At 33.3% G+C, this 15,462-nt stretch carries 16 protein-coding genes and 1 tRNA gene; 5 read left to right on the top strand and 12 right to left on the bottom strand.

Going from position 1 to position 15,462, the window contains the following annotated elements:
* From BKH45_RS02420 to BKH45_RS02410, 3 genes are read left to right on the top strand one after another with little or no spacing between them, the layout of a single operon-like run.
* Positions 1-435: a hypothetical protein gene (locus BKH45_RS02420; RefSeq protein WP_095273882.1), complete on the top strand. Its 435-nt coding sequence runs from the start codon at positions 1-3 to the stop codon at positions 433-435.
* On the top strand, positions 432-803 hold the full coding sequence (locus BKH45_RS02415) for a hypothetical protein (protein WP_095273881.1): 372 nt from the start codon (positions 432-434) through the stop codon (positions 801-803). Before BKH45_RS02420 ends, BKH45_RS02415 begins: the two co-directional genes overlap by 4 nt.
* On the top strand, positions 793-1,779 hold the full coding sequence (locus tag BKH45_RS02410; protein WP_095273880.1) for a PilT/PilU family type 4a pilus ATPase: 987 nt from the start codon (positions 793-795) through the stop codon (positions 1,777-1,779). Before BKH45_RS02415 ends, BKH45_RS02410 begins: the two co-directional genes overlap by 11 nt.
* Here BKH45_RS02410 and polA read toward each other — a convergent pair whose 3' ends face one another.
* The 6 genes from polA to fabD all read right to left on the bottom strand — a co-directional run bounded on the left by polA (position 1,780) and on the right by fabD (position 7,912).
* Positions 1,780-4,497, bottom strand: coding sequence for a DNA polymerase I (polA, locus tag BKH45_RS02405; RefSeq protein WP_095273879.1), 2,718 nt, complete (start codon positions 4,495-4,497; stop codon positions 1,780-1,782). It lies immediately after the preceding gene.
* Positions 4,498-4,506: 9 nt separating this feature from the next.
* Positions 4,507-5,145: an FAD-dependent thymidylate synthase gene (thyX, locus tag BKH45_RS02400; protein ID WP_095273878.1), complete on the bottom strand. Its 639-nt coding sequence runs from the start codon at positions 5,143-5,145 to the stop codon at positions 4,507-4,509.
* Between the two features lie 271 nt (positions 5,146-5,416).
* Entirely contained in the window at positions 5,417-5,845 is a 429-nt protein-coding gene (locus BKH45_RS02395; protein ID WP_095273877.1) for a type II secretion system protein, read from the bottom strand.
* Complete coding sequence (locus BKH45_RS02390; protein WP_095273876.1) at positions 5,826-6,272, bottom strand: prepilin-type N-terminal cleavage/methylation domain-containing protein; 447 nt, start codon at positions 6,270-6,272, stop codon at positions 5,826-5,828. The genes BKH45_RS02395 and BKH45_RS02390 overlap by 20 nt, the downstream gene beginning before the upstream one ends.
* 8 nt (positions 6,273-6,280) lie before the next feature.
* A complete protein-coding gene (locus BKH45_RS02385; protein WP_095273875.1) occupies positions 6,281-6,973 on the bottom strand; it encodes a 5'-methylthioadenosine/adenosylhomocysteine nucleosidase in 693 nt (230 codons plus the stop codon).
* Positions 6,974-7,912, bottom strand: a complete 939-nt coding sequence (fabD, locus tag BKH45_RS02380) for an ACP S-malonyltransferase (RefSeq protein WP_095273874.1) — start codon at positions 7,910-7,912, stop codon at positions 6,974-6,976. It abuts the gene before it with no gap.
* Between the two features lie 159 nt (positions 7,913-8,071).
* Here fabD and BKH45_RS02375 point away from each other — a divergent pair.
* Positions 8,072-8,162: transfer RNA gene (locus BKH45_RS02375), tRNA-Ser, on the top strand.
* Between the two features lie 377 nt (positions 8,163-8,539).
* On the opposite strand, the gene BKH45_RS02370 is transcribed toward BKH45_RS02375, so the two are convergent.
* From BKH45_RS02370 to ung, 3 genes are all read right to left on the bottom strand, one after another.
* Complete coding sequence (locus BKH45_RS02370) at positions 8,540-8,803, bottom strand: hypothetical protein (RefSeq protein ID WP_095273873.1); 264 nt, start codon at positions 8,801-8,803, stop codon at positions 8,540-8,542.
* Positions 8,804-9,025: 222 nt separating this feature from the next.
* The gene (locus BKH45_RS02365; protein ID WP_095273872.1) at positions 9,026-9,484 is read right to left on the bottom strand and encodes a DUF1104 domain-containing protein; all 459 of its coding nucleotides are present in this window, start codon (positions 9,482-9,484) and stop codon (positions 9,026-9,028) included.
* 114 nt (positions 9,485-9,598) lie between these two features.
* Positions 9,599-10,303, bottom strand: a complete 705-nt coding sequence (gene ung, locus BKH45_RS02360; protein ID WP_095273871.1) for a uracil-DNA glycosylase — start codon at positions 10,301-10,303, stop codon at positions 9,599-9,601.
* A 294-nt stretch (positions 10,304-10,597) separates the two neighbouring features.
* On the opposite strand from ung, the gene BKH45_RS02355 reads away from it, so the two are divergent.
* Positions 10,598-11,497 carry a site-specific DNA-methyltransferase gene (locus BKH45_RS02355; RefSeq protein ID WP_095273870.1) on the top strand — a complete coding sequence of 300 codons (900 nt, stop codon included), beginning with the start codon at positions 10,598-10,600 and terminating at the stop codon, positions 11,495-11,497.
* A 513-nt stretch (positions 11,498-12,010) separates the two neighbouring features.
* On the opposite strand, the gene BKH45_RS02350 is transcribed toward BKH45_RS02355, so the two are convergent.
* Genes BKH45_RS02350 through BKH45_RS02340 form a run of 3 tightly spaced genes read right to left on the bottom strand, consistent with a single transcriptional unit; the run spans position 12,011 to position 15,125 of the window.
* Positions 12,011-12,979 carry a Gfo/Idh/MocA family oxidoreductase gene (locus BKH45_RS02350; protein WP_095273869.1) on the bottom strand — a complete coding sequence of 323 codons (969 nt, stop codon included), beginning with the start codon at positions 12,977-12,979 and terminating at the stop codon, positions 12,011-12,013.
* Complete coding sequence (locus tag BKH45_RS02345; RefSeq protein WP_095273868.1) at positions 12,970-13,446, bottom strand: acyltransferase; 477 nt, start codon at positions 13,444-13,446, stop codon at positions 12,970-12,972. Before BKH45_RS02345 ends, BKH45_RS02350 begins: the two co-directional genes overlap by 10 nt.
* Positions 13,443-15,125, bottom strand: coding sequence for an N-6 DNA methylase (locus BKH45_RS02340; RefSeq protein ID WP_095273867.1), 1,683 nt, complete (start codon positions 15,123-15,125; stop codon positions 13,443-13,445). Before BKH45_RS02340 ends, BKH45_RS02345 begins: the two co-directional genes overlap by 4 nt.
* Between the last annotated feature and the right edge of the window lie 337 nt (positions 15,126-15,462).

Raw genomic sequence — 15,462 nt, 5'->3', positions numbered from 1 at the left:
ATGTCTCGAACGGGATTTGTTTTGGCAGAGCTTATAATAGGAATAGTTATTTTGGGTGTTATAGGGGTTGGGGGATCTAAAATGCTTTTGAGTATCCAAAAACACCATTTTATACAAAAGCGTTTTGTGCAAATGACATTTGGACTTGAAAATGCCCTTGATATGATGGGAAATTATCTTTTAGAAGCACAAAGAGACTCTATAGTTTATGGGAATAATTTTTTATCATGGAAAATGAAAGACCTTGATTTGTCCCATCAAATATATTTACAAGAAAAGAGACTCTATTTTGATGAATTCTTGGCGCTTGAAGAAATAGAGAATTTCAATATTTCTAGGCATGAAGATACCTTTAGACTTGAGCTTTGTTCTAGGGTGGGTAAAAAATATTTTTGCGCACAACGTCTGTATTGGTTGTGGGAAGTAAGGATATGAGAAAAGCATATGGACTTATTTATGCATTGGTAATTCTTCTGGGAATTGCTTATATTGGCAGGGCATCATTGAGGCAAGAAGGATTATGGATTGATTGGATAAGCAATTCTCATTTAAAATTCCAGTCGCGCCTTTATGTCCAAAGCATTGCTGAAATGGCGGCATTATGCCTCAAGTATTATGGATTTGAACTTTGTAAATCTGATAAAATGATATGGGGAGATTATCATAAAGGTGGCTATGATTTAAGCATAGATAAAAATGGCTATTGTTGGGCGGATGTTTATGTTGAGAGCCAAAATTTAAGAACATCACAAATTTTAAGGACTACTGCAAAAATATTATTAAAGGAAAAAAATGGAAATTGATTTTGAGGGGTTGGAGGAAATTATTTTAGAAGCTTCAAAATTAAAGGCTTCTGATATTCATATTTTAGGGAATGGAGAGGTATTTTTGAGGGCTTATAAACAAATTATTTCTTCAAAAATTATTTTGGAACCAGCTTATATTAAGGAGTTGGCACAGCATTTTTTGTTGCCTCATCAATTCGATGAGATAATTGAAGGTAAAGAGGTAGATATAGGTATTTTAATCAAAAATATTCGCCTGCGGGCAAATTTTTATCTTACATGCACTTGCATTGCTATAAGTATGCGAGTATTGCCAAATAATATCCCAACGTTAGAAGAATTGATGCTGCCTGAAATTACTAAAGATATTTTTAGCAAAAAAAGTGGATTGATTTTGGTGAGTGGTCCTACAGGGAGTGGCAAATCTACTACAATTGCCTCTGCTCTTGAATATATCAACCAAAATTTTCGCAAACATATTATTTGTATTGAAGATCCCATAGAATATCTTCATGAAAATATCCAAAGCTTTTTTTCTTATCGAGAAGTGGGTAAGGATAGTGAAAGTTTTGCCGGGGCTATCAAATCTGCATTGCGTCAAGATCCTGATATTATTTTTATTGGCGAACTTCGAGATAAAGATTCTATTAAATCAGCACTTCTAGCTAGTCAAATGGGGCATTTAGTGGTAGGGACAACGCATTCAAAAGATACATCCGGAGCTATTTCAAGAATTATTAATAGCTTTGAAAATAATCGTTTGGAAATTGCTGCAGAATTAGCTCTAACCTTACAAGCAGTGATCGCACAAGAACTTATCAACTTTTCAGATAATGGAGTAAGAGGAATTTATGAAGTTTTGGTGGCAACTCCTGCTATCAAAACACTTATCAGAGATCAAAAATACCATCAAATTCCTTCTCAGATTATGATGGGGAGTGAATTTGGAATGATAAGTTTTGAACAAAGCAGACAAGCCTTATACCGGCAATGATTATTTTAATTCTGCCCAATTTTTGCCTACCGTGATGCCGCATTTCAATGGAACATTTAGAGTATAAACATGATTCATGATTTCTTCAATATCCTTAGAAGTTTCTTTGAGTAAATCTTTGGGTAATTCGAAAATCAATTCATCATGAACTTGAATGAGCATTTTTAAGGGCGTGTTTTTAAAATGATGATGGATTTTTAGCATAGCCAGTTTGATGAGGTCTGCTGCACTGCCTTGGAATACAGAGTTAATACCCTCACGTAAATAATTGGCTTTCATAAAATCAGTAGCATTGCTAAAATCAAAATATCTTCGATGCCCTAAGAGTGTTTGGGCATAGCCGTTGGTTAAAATTTCTTCTTCTTGGGATTTTAGGAAATTTTTCACTGTAGGAAAGGATTCAAAATAACTATCAATATAAGTTTTGGCTTCTTTTGGAGATATTTTGAGTGTTTTGGCAAGTTTTTTTGATCCCATTCCATAAATCAGCCCAAAATTAATAGTTTTAGCAATAAAACGTTTTTCTTTAGCATGAACAGCACCAAAAATTCTGATTGCCGTTTCTGTGTGGATATCTTTATCTTCTTTAAAAGCTTCTAAAAGATCTTTATCCATGCAAAAATGAGCCAATAATCGAAGTTCAATTTGAGAATAATCTACACTCAAGAGAGTATTATTTTCGCTACTAACAATAAATCCTTCGCGAATTTGTTTGCCTGATTCGGTGCGAACAGGGATATTTTGGAGATTGGGTGATTTAGAGCTGAGTCTCCCTGTGGCAGTGCCTGTTTGTAAAAATGAAGTGTGGATTTTGTTTTCTTGATTGTGGAGTTTGAGTAAGGGTTCAATATAGGTATTTTTGAGTTTAAAATTTTCACGATATTCTAAGATATCTGAAATGACCGGATGGGCATCTAAAAGTCCCTCAAGAGTTTGTTCATCGGTGCTATAACCCCCTTTGATTTGCCTACCTGCTTTGAGCCCAAGATTCCCAAACAAAACTTGAGCAAGTTGTTTGGGGGAATTAAGATTAAAATCATAATTAATTTGTCGGTAAATTTTGCTTTGAATTTGAGCTAATTTGGCAGAAAATATATCTCGTAATTTTTCAAACCATGCTATATCAATTTTAATCCCATTAATTTCCATATTGACCAAAACTTCTATAAAGGGAAACTCAACTTCTTGGGCTATCCGGATGAGAGATTCTAAACCTTTTGATTGAAATTCTTCAATGAGTCTATAATAAAGATTCATGCTTGCTACAGCATCTTCTGAGGCATATTTTGCGGCAATTTCAAGATTGACATGTGAAAAATTTTGATTTTTAGACACAATATCTTCAAAGGCAATCATTTTGTGACCGAACCATTTTTCCATTTGATTATCCAGTCCTACACTCATGACGCTATCAAGTAACCAAGCAAATATCATAGAATCTTTAATGGATTTTTGGGGGTGGAGATTAAAATTATAATGAGCTATTAGAATATCAAATTTCAAATTATGACCAATCAGAGGATGAGAAAAAATCTTTTCAATTGCTTTTTTGGCATCTTCTTTTGAAATTTGAGCTTCAATGCCCAAATAATTATGAGCGATAGGGACATAATAGCCATTGTGTCCATCAAAACAAAAACTGAAACCTACAATATCGGCAGTTTGCACATCTACAGAGGTTGTTTCACAATCATATGAAATTTCTTGACTCAAAGGGAGGGCATCTAATATTTCAAATAATTTTTTAGTATCATTAAGCAGATGAGACGTGTATTGAAAGCTTGAGTGCGAAGAGATATGTAACCCCCCTAATCCTTTGGATTTTGCTTTAAAGGTTTTGGTAGGTTGATTCATGGGCATACCCTTAAGGCGTTGGACTATCTTGATGAATTCGTATTTTTCAAGCTCATCTACGATAGCTAAAAGTGGATTTTGGCCAGGCATTTTGCAAGTTTGCAGGTCAAAATCTTTAATCAAATCTGTTTTCAGTGTTACAAGATTTTTACTCAAATAAGCTGATTGTTTGCCTTCTATAATAAGTTTTTGGATTCTTGGGCTTACTATTTCAAGAAGTTTTTGTGTGTTAGCATAAATTCCATCGAGATCTCCAAAGCATTCAAGAAGTTTCTGTGCGGTTTTTGCACCTATACCTTTGATGCCGGGTACATTATCACTATTATCGCCTACCAAACTTTGATAATCAATAAATGCAGCAGGGGTAATGCCAAATTTCGTGATACATTCTTTTTGGCGAATATCCATTTTTTTAATAGGATCATAAAGATAAGTATTTCCATTGATGAGTTGGTAAAGATCTTTGTCATGGCTAATGATACGGACATCTACATTGCTTTTGGTTGCTATCATACTAAGAGAAGCGATAGTATCATCAGCTTCATATCCCTCAAAGCTAAGATTTAAAAATCCCATTTTTTTTATCCATTCAATCGCAATAGGTAATTGCATGATCAACTCTTGTGGCGCTTGAGTTCTTGTGGCTTTGTATTCAGGATAAATTTGTTTGCGTTTATTTTCGCCTTGTCCTTCCAGAGCAAAAACAATATAATCAGATATGCCTTCCTTATGGAGATTCATAATCAAATTAGCAAACCCCATCAAAAGTCCGGTAGGGAATCCTTGTTCATTTTTTAATGGGGGGAGGGCATAAAAACTACGGAAGAAAAAACCAAAGGTATCAATAATAGTTAAAGTTTGCATCCATATCCCTTATTGTTTTTCATAAGGTTGTGTAATTTTTTCTTCAAAGATAAATTGATGTTCTTTAGGCAAGGAATTATAAATATTGTGGGCAAGTTTTTGGATTTCCCAAAGAGCCTGCCTGCTAGTGCGTAGTTCTAAAAAATTTTGCAGACTTCTTGCATTGATGCTCCAATGAAGTTCTGTTTTATAAGATTCAGGCATTGCGTATTTGGCAATGTCATTGCCAATATTGGCACATAAAATTTCTCGAAGATTCTCTAAGGCTTTGATGGAGGCGATATTGACAGATTCATTTGGTGTGAAGACAAGGTATTTTTGCGCTCTTGTGAGATTTGTTTGGTTGATGGGTAAAAAACTGGTTTCTTCTTTGATCTCTTTGAGTGTGTAGCGCGAAGATTTGACACTATAGCTTGCCATACGATGTCTGGCAAGTTCTTGCAAGCATGCCCGACTGATACCTTGAATATAAAAATTATAATACAGGTGTTCCAGAGTGCTGGCATGTTTATTTTTGTTGCCTACACGATCAATAAGGGCGAGATCTTTTTGCCCGCCATTATCAGACTTCTCAAAGCTTTGCCAACAGGTCCGAATTGCCATCGAACAGACTTCAAGGGGGGTATAATGCTTGAGTGTTACTTTCATATTGTTATATTCCTTTAAAGAAGGGTATTTTACATTTTTATCTGTGATATTTTACTTAAAGGGATTTGAGAGAATCAATAATAAAATTGATTTGAAATGAAGTTGGTCAAGGTGAATACAATGTTAGTTTTTTGTAGGGCTGTATCAGGAGAGTTTTTTAAATTTTTCGAAGCACAACATTATCTATATTATATAATTTAGGTTTATGTTTTGAGTTTCCGGAAGTTCTTAGACCAATATTGATAATTTTTGGGATGTTTTGTTGGATAAATTATTTTTTCTTTGTTTTGTCATTAAATTTTTTGCAAAGGGCATGGGGAAGATCACAAAATATTTTTGGATTGCTTGAAAAATTTTTGGGCTTGATTTGGAATATAACTTTTTGTTTATAAGATGTGGCTACCAAGATAGACTGAGCGGGATAAAATTCCAAAGAACAATTTGGGGTATTGCCCTTTTGGACCGTGGTAAAAAGCGCGTTGATTTTATCTGTATGGACACCTGAATGACTCAGTTGAGATTGTGTGAATAATATTGAAAGCCTATTTTGTAAAGCAGCCAATCTGGAAGTGAGTTCAATCTCACAGATTCTGGAGTTAGAAGATATTTTGGGCAATGCAAGCGAGAGGATAATACCAAATATAACAATTCCAAAAACAATCTCAATCAGGCTAAAAGCCTTAGAATTTGATACTGCCATTATTGAAAGTAATAGAAATGGGTTTGGTATAAATCTTAGCTAGTTTTTGGCACAAAGGAGAATCAATGCTGGGATCAATTTTAAAATCAAGGTCTTGGTGAGTGTTAAAATCAATCAAGACACAATTATTAGCCACATCAATCCTGCCATCTTTGGCAAGTCGCACGCCATTGCCATTTGAAATCCAGCGTGTAGGGTTTAGTCCTGCAGTATCTAAGATGAAATCACCATTAAGAGTATTTGGTTGTATATCTTCAATAAGACTTTTGGTCTGAATGGAGCTCAAAATTGTTTGAATATCGCTTTGAATAGCCACATATTGGGCATCGCTACGAGTTATTGAGAGTTTTGGGATAGCAATAGCTGCAATAATACCAATAATAACAATGACAAATACCAATTCGATCATACTAAATGCATTTTTCATGAGTTATCCTATTGAAGCAGGGTATCGACCATATTTTTGACAAAGTTTGCAGATACCCTGGCTGAGCTATCCAAAAACTCATCAAAACTTACATCAGCCTCCCCATCGGCACTATCGCTAATAGATCTAAAAATGCAGAAGGGGACTTTGAGTAAATCACATACTACAGCCACTCCTGCCCCTTCCATTTCAACACCATCAGCCCCAAAGGTTTCTATAAGCCAACGTTTTTTCTCTGCGCTTGCAATGAATTGATCTCCGGATGCGATGATCCCTTCTTTGAGAGGTGTATCATGTTTTTTAGCAACCAAACGGGCGATATCATTGAGTTTAGAATCTGATTGGATATAGATTTTGCTTTCCGGAATAAATCCAAGAGGATGACCAAAAGCGCTGATATCCACATCGTGTTGGCAAAGCTTGGTAGCAATCATCAAATCCCCCACCTTGAGATCTGCTCTCAATCCTCCGGCTACCCCGCTAAATATAATTTTTTCACAACCAAAATGCAAAATCATACCGGAAGCTGTTAGGGCGGCGTGTACTTTACCTATTTTGCTATAAGCAATATAAATTTCAGAATTTTTATAAAAAATATTATAAAAACTATTATCCCCTAATATGATTTCTTTATATGTTCCAAATATTTCAAGCAATGGAGTGATTTCTTCACGCATTGCTCCGATAATACCGATTTTCATTTAATCTCCTTGACTTTGTATTTGTGAGATAACCTCATTAAGGGAACTTAAATTAGCAATACTTAATGTAGGTTTTGAACTTAGACGTTTGTTGAGTCCCTTTAGGATCCCACCATGTCCAAACTCAATAAAAACATCAACTTTATCTTCCAGTAATTGAATAGATTGTTTGTATAAAACAGGGCTAATGAGTTGATCTCTGAGTAATTTTATGGCTTGCTCTTTTGTATTGTAGGTTTCAAGAGTGGCATTTGAAAGGACACTCAATGAAAATTCTTGCCCCAAAAGCTCTGTTGTGAGTGTTTGAAATTCTTCACAAATTCCTTCAAGCATAGGGCAATGACTGGCAACTGACATAGGGAGGAGCAATGCCCGTTTAGCCCCCATTGCTTTGAGTGCTTCTTGAATTTGGAGTAAATCAGATTTTTTTCCTGCAAGGACAATTTGCCCATCCCCGTTGTAATTAGCGCACCAGATACTTTTGTTTTGCTTTTGTTCTTGTGTGCAAAAATCTTGAAGTTTTTTGTCTTCTATACCCACAACAACCATCATACCTGCATCTTTACCTTCACAAGCTTTTTGCATCAATTCCCCTCTTTTGTGAGTCAAAATCATCGCATTTTCAAAACTAAGAGCTCCTGTGATGCTTAAAGCGCTGATTTCTCCAAGAGAATGTCCAAGTGCAATTTTTGGCAGCAATGGGGATTCTTCTTGAAAAATATTATGAGCGATATAACTTACTAGAAAAATCGCAGGTTGGGTAAATTGGGTTTGGTTTATAGCATCATTTTCTTCAAATAACAACTTTTTCATATCTGTTTTGATAGTATCACTCGCCCTTTCAAACAAATCTTTGGCAGTGCTAAAATTATCATAAAATTCTTTGCCCATACCAATACTTTGACTACCTTGACCGGGGAAAATAAAAGCGTATTTCATAAATGACCTTTGTGTTTTTGAGTAAAACTGAATGTTTATTTTAGAGTTGGGATTTTAGCATATTTTGGCTTGATTTTTTAAAAGTGTTAAGTTGTATTTTATGATTTTTAGTTTAGAATACCCCTTTAATTTCGGAATTAAAATTTTACAAACATTATTGGACCGGTGGGTGAGTTGGCTTAAACCACGTCCCTGCTAAGGACGCGTAGTCGCAAGATTACCGAGGGTTCGAATCCCTCCCTGTCCGCCATATTTCAAAATATACAATTACAATTCTCAAATACTCAATAAAGCATTAAGATCTAAATGTCTAACCTCTAGAATTTGCTTTTTTCTGTATTTAATTTTTTAAAATAACTATAAATTCTTCTTAAATTCATTCCGATTTTGATAGGTTCTTGAGGGAATGTGATGCTATTAATGCTTCAAAGTGTTGCTTGGCGCAATGAATCTTTAATCTTTCAGATACCCGTAATCTCCATCCAAGCTTGTTATTCCTTTTGTTTCAAGGATAAAATATAATTTTTCCTCTCCATTTTTTCTAAAAATACAGCCCAATCAGGATTATAGGCGCCTATGAGGGTATGGATCTTAAACTTTTTTGGTATTTTGAAAAACATCTTGACATCAGTCGTTATCTAATGCTTGTGCAAATGGTTTTTCAATCGTATTGCTATCATAAATCAAATGGTCATAAATATTGTGTTTGATAGCTATGGCATTTTTGTCTAAGTTTGCAACTGCTTGGCTATCAAATATTTCTTGCGCGTAATATGCTTCTTTCGTGAGTTTAATGTGCCTAATCCCATCAATAGCAAGTTGATAGCGATTTTTTGAAATGATTTTTGAAATCTTTTCAAAATATATCTGCAGGTTACGGATAAAATCCAAAATACGATTGTTTTGCGAGTAAGTAGCATTTTTGGGCTGAGAGGATACGAATAATATCAGGCAGAGATTGATAAGTTGTAGGCAACATCAGCCATTCTTATGGAGAATATGAAATTTTGGCGACAGAAGTTTTAATATTAATGTTGTTCTGTAGATAACTTTATTAAGTCATGAATGATAATATTTCAAGCAGATTTTCCCTGCTTAAAATATTTTGAAATATTACTTGGATTGTGGTGGAGTAGGCTTTGGTGCATTTTTAGGATCAGGCTTGGGAGAAGGCTTGTGATGAGGCTTTTTCTCTGGATGGTGTATTGTTTTGTACATCATATGTTTATGCACGAGACCACTCTCTTTGATTTGTTCTTTACTCATTCCCTTGAGTTTTTCATCAATGGCTTTTTGAATCGCTTGTTTTCGTGCTCTAAAATCTTTAACGCTCATTGTCGCTGTGTTTTGTTTCATGCTTGTTTCAAGTTCTTGATGGAATACTTTGGCATCTTCTTTTTTCATTGTTTTAAAGCGTTTGTGAAGTTCTATCCTATAATCAGGTACATCTTTTGGCGCCACTGTTCCTGCGATTTTGATAAGCTCATCGTTGCTTTTTTTAGAAAAATCAGCTCCAAAACTTAGTGATACGCAAATCGCACTTGCTAAAACTATTGAAGTAACTTTATTCATCTTTTTTCCTTTAAATTAAGATGGATTATTATAAATATTCAAAGTGAATCATATGTTAAATACTATAGTTTTCTTACAAAATAATGATCTCAAATTCTAAAATATTTTCTAATTTCAACCATCCAAACTCCAATCAATACCCTCTTTCCCCATTTGCTTGAGAGCTTCTTGGGCTTTGAGAAACACCCCGCTACCTACAAAACCTTGTGCAAGGGGACTAGGATGTGGGGCAGTGATGATGACATGCTTGGAAGAGTCAATAAGCGGGATTTTCTTCTTGGCATAATTTCCCCAAAGCATAAAAATAACTTGATTGCAATGTTTTGAAATAATTCGAATAATGCCATCGCTAAAAGATTCCCATCCAAAATAAGCATGAGAACCCGCTTTGCCTTTTTCTACGCTAAATATAGCATTTAGGAGCAAAACCCCTTTTTGGCACCATGGACTTAAATCACCATGTCGAGGGATAGGGATACCCAAAGAGAGATGAAGTTCCTTGTAAATATTTTTTAAGCTGGGAGGGATAGGAACATTTTTGGGTACAGAAAAGCTAAGTCCCATCGCTTGGGGAATATCAACCCCATTAGATACAAAACTACCATGATAGGGATCTTGACCTAAAATAACAATTTTAATATCTTTAGGGAGGGTGAGGTTGAGCGCATTAAATGTTAATTTTCCGGGAGGATAAATAGTAACTCCTTTATTCTTAGCTTCCAGATAACGCTTTTTAATATCAGAAAAATAAGGTTTTTCAAACTCTTCTTGAAGGAGTTCTTTCCATTCCGGGACTATTTTTATAGAGTCATAATTCATAAGCTTCCTTATATGAGGATTATAGAATTTTAGAATTATTATATTATTTTGATATAATTATTTGTATAAAAGAACAGAAATTTGGTAAGATAGGCAGTCTAATAGTCTCATGATATGCTATAAAGTTATGAAATGGAATAAAAAGTGAATATAAAATATCATAATTTATTGGTTTTGTTGATGGGATTGGTTGGTATGTGAGGAAACAAGATTTAATACGAATGGTAGAAGCGTATGATGATGTTTTTACTTTTCATGAGGATGAATTAGAGCGTTTTAAAAAAGTACTTCAAAATGTTTGAAAATATGATTTTAGAAGGCGATTGTCTTGAATTATTTAAAGAAATTCCTGAGAAGACAGTTGATTGTGTATTTGCTGATCCGCCCTTTAATCTGAAGAAAAAATATAATTCGCATAAAGATAAACTTACAGAATCTGAATATTTATATTGGTGCAAGAGATGGATTCAAGAATGCGTAAGGGTACTGAAAGATGACGGCTTTATTTTTTTGCATAATATTCCTAAATGGCTTACTTATTATGCAACTTTTTTAAATGAAATAGCAGTTTTTAGGCATTGGATTAGTTGGGATGCAATGAGTGCTCCAATGGGGAAAACCTTGCAACCAGCACATTATGGAATTTTATTTTATTCAAAAACAAGCGATAAAAGTAGATTTAAAGAATTGCGATCGCCTCATAAAAGGGATAGAAAAGGTGTTTTAGTAAAAGATTATGGAGGTAAAAAATCAATCTTACATCCTTTTGGTCCTCTATGTTCTGATGTTTGGAGCGATATTTATCGTATAAGGCATACAAAATATCGAGATGATCATCCTTGTCAGTTGCCTATTCATTTGCTAGAAAGAATTATTTTGATGAGTACAGAAGAGGCAGATCTAATATTAGATCCATTTATGGGCACAGGAACTACTGCAATTGCTGCAAAAAGATTAGGAAGAAAATTTTTAGGTTTTGAAAAAGATACGAGTTATTGTAATATCGCAAGAAAAAAGATAGATTCTGAAATTTTTTTATCCAAGGTTGGGGGTTATTGGGTAAGTTTTTATTTAGGTGAAATTATTACCTTGAGAGAGTGTGATTGGAATAATTTAAAAAAATATTTTTTAATACCAGAAGATATTAAAGAAATTGATAAACAAAAAATTAATTTAATTAAAAATATAATTTAAATTATATTTTTAATATTATTATGGATATTAATTGACTAGTTTTTATAGACTCTTTAGATGATAGAGATAATTACATAGGGATTGTAATAAAATTTCTACGAAGAATATAGTAATCAGGCTTAATTTGAATGAAAATCTATTGGTAATCAGAAAATAGATCTAAAAAAATGACTATGTATTAGTGAAAAGTCATTAAGTTTTTAAGATTAGAGCTATATTATTTGAATATCTATCTAGAAATTAATATAAAAGTTTTAATAAATCTAAAATTTATTAAAACTTTTTGAGATTTTTATCTTCAAATAAACAAAAAATATGGAGTAAAGGCTGTATTAATGGTTAAAGGAGAGTTTGTGGTCAAAATACAAGAAATAATCAGATTTTTCTAACTGATACTTTGAGTGATCACAAAAAGTCAATTAAAACCTATGGAATTTTCAGAATTAAAAAATAATCAAAAATTGTTTAGAAAGATTTTAAGATAGGGGCATAAAAATTATTCTAAAATTTAAATTATGATTTGGAGATGATTTCAAGCGCTTGAATAACTCTCAAAACATGATCTTTTTGTGCATGATAGAGTGTGCTTTGCAGCATTGCTGCATGAAATGATGCAATGGATGCATCAAGGGACATAAAATTTTCTAATATAGGGGTTTGTTGTTCGCCGAGTTTGTAGGCAACCATTTTTTGATAAAGGCTATTTTTATCAAATTCATCTTTAATAATCACTCCTGTATCAAAAAGAGTGATTTTATTTTTTTGAGTATCATCATAGATAGCTGTTTTTTTCTCCCCTCCAATAATCATTTCTCTGACTTTGATAGGAGAGAGCCAAGAAACATTGATGGTAATAATGATACCATTGTGAAGCTCAAGATTAATATTTGCAAGCGCATTGTTGGGATAGTTTTGATATTTTTTTGTAAATGTATTTGCTTTTTTGATGTCTAAGCCTACGAGGGCATCAATGATGGAAATATCATGGATTGCCAAATCCCAAATAACATCAACACTACTTTGAAAAAGTCCTAAATTGATACGGCGAGAATTGATATATACAATATTTCCAAATGAATGGATGTTTTCTTTGAGCCACTTGATTGCCGGAGAATGCAAAAATGTATGATCGCAATAGAGGGCACAATTATTTTTTTGAGCTATTTCATAGAGTTTATAAGCTTGTTGGACATTGGTTGTAAGAGGTTTTTCAACAAAAACATGTTTTTTTGCTTCCAGAGCAAGTTTAGCAAGATGATAATGAGTATGGGGAGGAGTGACAATAAAGATAGCTTCTATATTATTATCTTTGAGGATTGAGTCATAATCTTCATAAAGGTCAAAAGAATAAATTTTTTGCGCTTCTTGGACGCGTTGGATATCGTTGTCAAAAATTGTTTTGAGATGAAAATTTGGATTTTTAAAAAGGCTTTTGGAAACATTAATCCCCCAATACCCATATCCGATAACAGCTACTTGCATACAGAATTCTTATTTTTTAAATCACGTAATTTTTTTGCAGGGTTACCCGCATAGATTCCGGGTTTTATAATATCTTTGGTAACAACACTGCCTGCGCCAATCACAACATCATCACAGATAGATATAGGCAATATAGTGGCATTTGATCCTATATAGACACGATTGGCGATAATTGTTTTTTTCCAGCTTTGTTCATTGGGTGCAAGGTAGCCATTTTCAAAAAGATCATTGACAAACATCACTCCATGCCCGATAAAACAATCTTTACCAATGCTTACAAGAGAACAAATAAAACTATGACTTTGAATTCTTGTATTTTCACCAATGCAAGCATCTCTTTGGATTTCTACAAACGGACCTACAAATACGTTGTTGCCAAGTGTGCAACCATAAAGATTAGAAGGCATAATTACACAAACATTATTTCCATAAATGACATCTTTTATTTGGGATTGAAAGGTTTTCATGAATTTTCTTTAAGTTTTCGTATCTGATTTTCTATGGATTGGAGTTTTTTCCCTAATTCTTCAAGCGTGCTAAAAGTTTTTTGAGAATCATCACCATAATATTTTGGAATACTTAATTGGTATAGATTTTCTATGTTAACGGTATTTTCGCCGCTTTGTTCATAGATTTTTTTTAGAGCATTTTCGCCTTGTGTAGAGAAAAAATAACAATAAAGACTGATAGCGGTTTTTTTATCTTTTGTTCTTAGGGTGATAATCCCTGCATTGGCTACACAGATACAATCAATCTCGCCCAGTAGAGCTATTTTTGGTGAGATGCCCCTCAAAGAAAGAAGAATATCATAGGATTTAAGGGCATATTTTTTGATTTTTAGAATATCTCCAGAGAATTTTTTATTATCAAAAGATTGTGTAAATCCATAAGGTTTAAAATCAGCAATCCCTACATCATAATAAGTGATAGTTTTATCTTTTGGACTGCCATAAACTCTTTGCCCTCTAAAGATCTCTACTTGTAATGATTGGAGAGTGTGAGTATGTTCTAGTCTATGGTGCTTGTTGAGGTAAGTTTGTGCTCTTAAATCATGGATTTGGACTTGAGAAAGAGGGGTGAGTGTAGAGTATGGGGTTTTTAGTTTTTTTTTAAAAATATTTGCGATTTCATCAACATGCAACAAACGATTATATTTACCATCTTTTTGATAAAAGTATTCATTATTGGCATTGATATGTAAAATGTTTTCATTGTTTGGAGAAATTACAAGGATGGAAAATTCATGATTTTGATGAGGAAAAATATTTTTGGGCAGTTCAATGACAGCCTCAATCATCTTTTCTTTACATAAACGTTCGCGAAGTTTTTCTTCCAGAGAAGATTTTTGAAGAGTTTGGTTGCGAATGATAAATACACCTCTTTTTTTCAGATGAGCAAGCGCATGGGTTAAAAATACAAGTTCAGGATAGTTTTTAACTAAAATCCCCATTTTGCCAAATCGTTCATCTTCTTTGAGATATTCTATTCCCATATGAGCATATAGCGGGGGGTTACAAAGCACTTTATCAAAGCGTTCAAAGCCATTTTTGGTTTTAAAAATAGGTTGTTTGAGAATATCATTGACATAAAGTTTGGCATCTTTGATTTGAGTTACTTGAGCGATAAGATGAGCAATATTAGAAAGTCTTTCATCAAGTTCTTCCCCATAAAGATGTATTTTATCGGTTATATTGGCAATGCTTAAAAATACACTTCCAATTCCATAGCATGGGTTATAAATTTCATCATCTGTTTGTATATCCAGAAGGGAAATGAGAAGTTGATTGATTTCCAGGGGAGTAGAATAATAATAAAGCTTATTAGCGGTTTTTTTTTGGGTGATGGTATGGAGAAATTGTTCAATGGTTTTGTTGTCTAAAGAGATTTGATCAATAGTTTTCAGAATTTTTAAAATATTGACATTAGGATTAATTTTGACATAAAAAGAAGACTTGATAAGAGTTTGAATAGAAATTTGGAGTTTGCCATAAATGAATTCTTTTTTTGTATCTCTTTGGATAAGAGATTTGATAGCTTGGGGATTTTGGATTTTGAGAATAAAGAGTTCAAGCATGATACTAATTGTATCAAGCACATCAATGTGATAACGCTTTAAATATTCAAAACAATCCAGTAGTTTTTTCATCTAATTCCTAAAGTTCAAAATATATTTTAGTTAATTTTATCATATTCTTTAGAAAATATGATTGATGTATTGAGAGCTTTTGAGTGGTGAGTTCTCCGGCTGACTCCAAGTTTATACAAAATCTTTTTATGGTGATACCTAATTTGATTCTTGGTATATTTGTTTTTTAAAATATTTAATCATAAAAAAGCGTAAAAGAATGTTTTATATCTAATTGTTAAAATATTAGATGGGGCTAAAGAAATGATTCTTATTGGATTTGTTTTTTGACTTCTTTTTTACAGAAATAGGGTGGGGATTAAGCTGCTTAGGCATTTTTAATTCTATAAATAAAAAT

It is taken from the genome of Helicobacter sp. 11S03491-1, from assembly GCF_002272835.1.
Taxonomy (GTDB): Bacteria; Campylobacterota; Campylobacteria; order Campylobacterales; family Helicobacteraceae; genus Helicobacter_J.
Note: the sequence above shows the minus strand (reverse complement) of the source record. Positions and strands in the feature narration are given on the sequence as shown.

What these genes read in the sequence shown, in the direction of transcription:
- BKH45_RS02340 (WP_095273867.1), bottom strand. Translation starts at nt 15,125, where the DNA reads ATGAAAAAACTACTGGATTGTTTTGAATATTTAAAGCGTTATCACATT.
- BKH45_RS02390 (WP_095273876.1), bottom strand. Translation starts at nt 6,272, where the DNA reads ATGAAAAATGCATTTAGTATGATCGAATTGGTATTTGTCATTGTTATT.
- BKH45_RS02355 (WP_095273870.1), top strand. Translation starts at nt 10,598, where the DNA reads ATGTTTGAAAATATGATTTTAGAAGGCGATTGTCTTGAATTATTTAAA.
- ung (WP_095273871.1), bottom strand. Translation starts at nt 10,303, where the DNA reads ATGAATTATGACTCTATAAAAATAGTCCCGGAATGGAAAGAACTCCTT.
- BKH45_RS02350 (WP_095273869.1), bottom strand. Translation starts at nt 12,979, where the DNA reads ATGCAAGTAGCTGTTATCGGATATGGGTATTGGGGGATTAATGTTTCC.
- fabD (WP_095273874.1), bottom strand. Translation starts at nt 7,912, where the DNA reads ATGAAATACGCTTTTATTTTCCCCGGTCAAGGTAGTCAAAGTATTGGT.
- BKH45_RS02420 (WP_095273882.1), top strand. Translation starts at nt 1, where the DNA reads ATGTCTCGAACGGGATTTGTTTTGGCAGAGCTTATAATAGGAATAGTT.
- BKH45_RS02385 (WP_095273875.1), bottom strand. Translation starts at nt 6,973, where the DNA reads ATGAAAATCGGTATTATCGGAGCAATGCGTGAAGAAATCACTCCATTG.
- BKH45_RS02415 (WP_095273881.1), top strand. Translation starts at nt 432, where the DNA reads ATGAGAAAAGCATATGGACTTATTTATGCATTGGTAATTCTTCTGGGA.
- BKH45_RS02410 (WP_095273880.1), top strand. Translation starts at nt 793, where the DNA reads ATGGAAATTGATTTTGAGGGGTTGGAGGAAATTATTTTAGAAGCTTCA.
- BKH45_RS02345 (WP_095273868.1), bottom strand. Translation starts at nt 13,446, where the DNA reads ATGAAAACCTTTCAATCCCAAATAAAAGATGTCATTTATGGAAATAAT.
- polA (WP_095273879.1), bottom strand. Translation starts at nt 4,497, where the DNA reads ATGCAAACTTTAACTATTATTGATACCTTTGGTTTTTTCTTCCGTAGT.
- BKH45_RS02395 (WP_095273877.1), bottom strand. Translation starts at nt 5,845, where the DNA reads ATGGCAGTATCAAATTCTAAGGCTTTTAGCCTGATTGAGATTGTTTTT.
- thyX (WP_095273878.1), bottom strand. Translation starts at nt 5,145, where the DNA reads ATGAAAGTAACACTCAAGCATTATACCCCCCTTGAAGTCTGTTCGATG.
- BKH45_RS02365 (WP_095273872.1), bottom strand. Translation starts at nt 9,484, where the DNA reads ATGAATAAAGTTACTTCAATAGTTTTAGCAAGTGCGATTTGCGTATCA.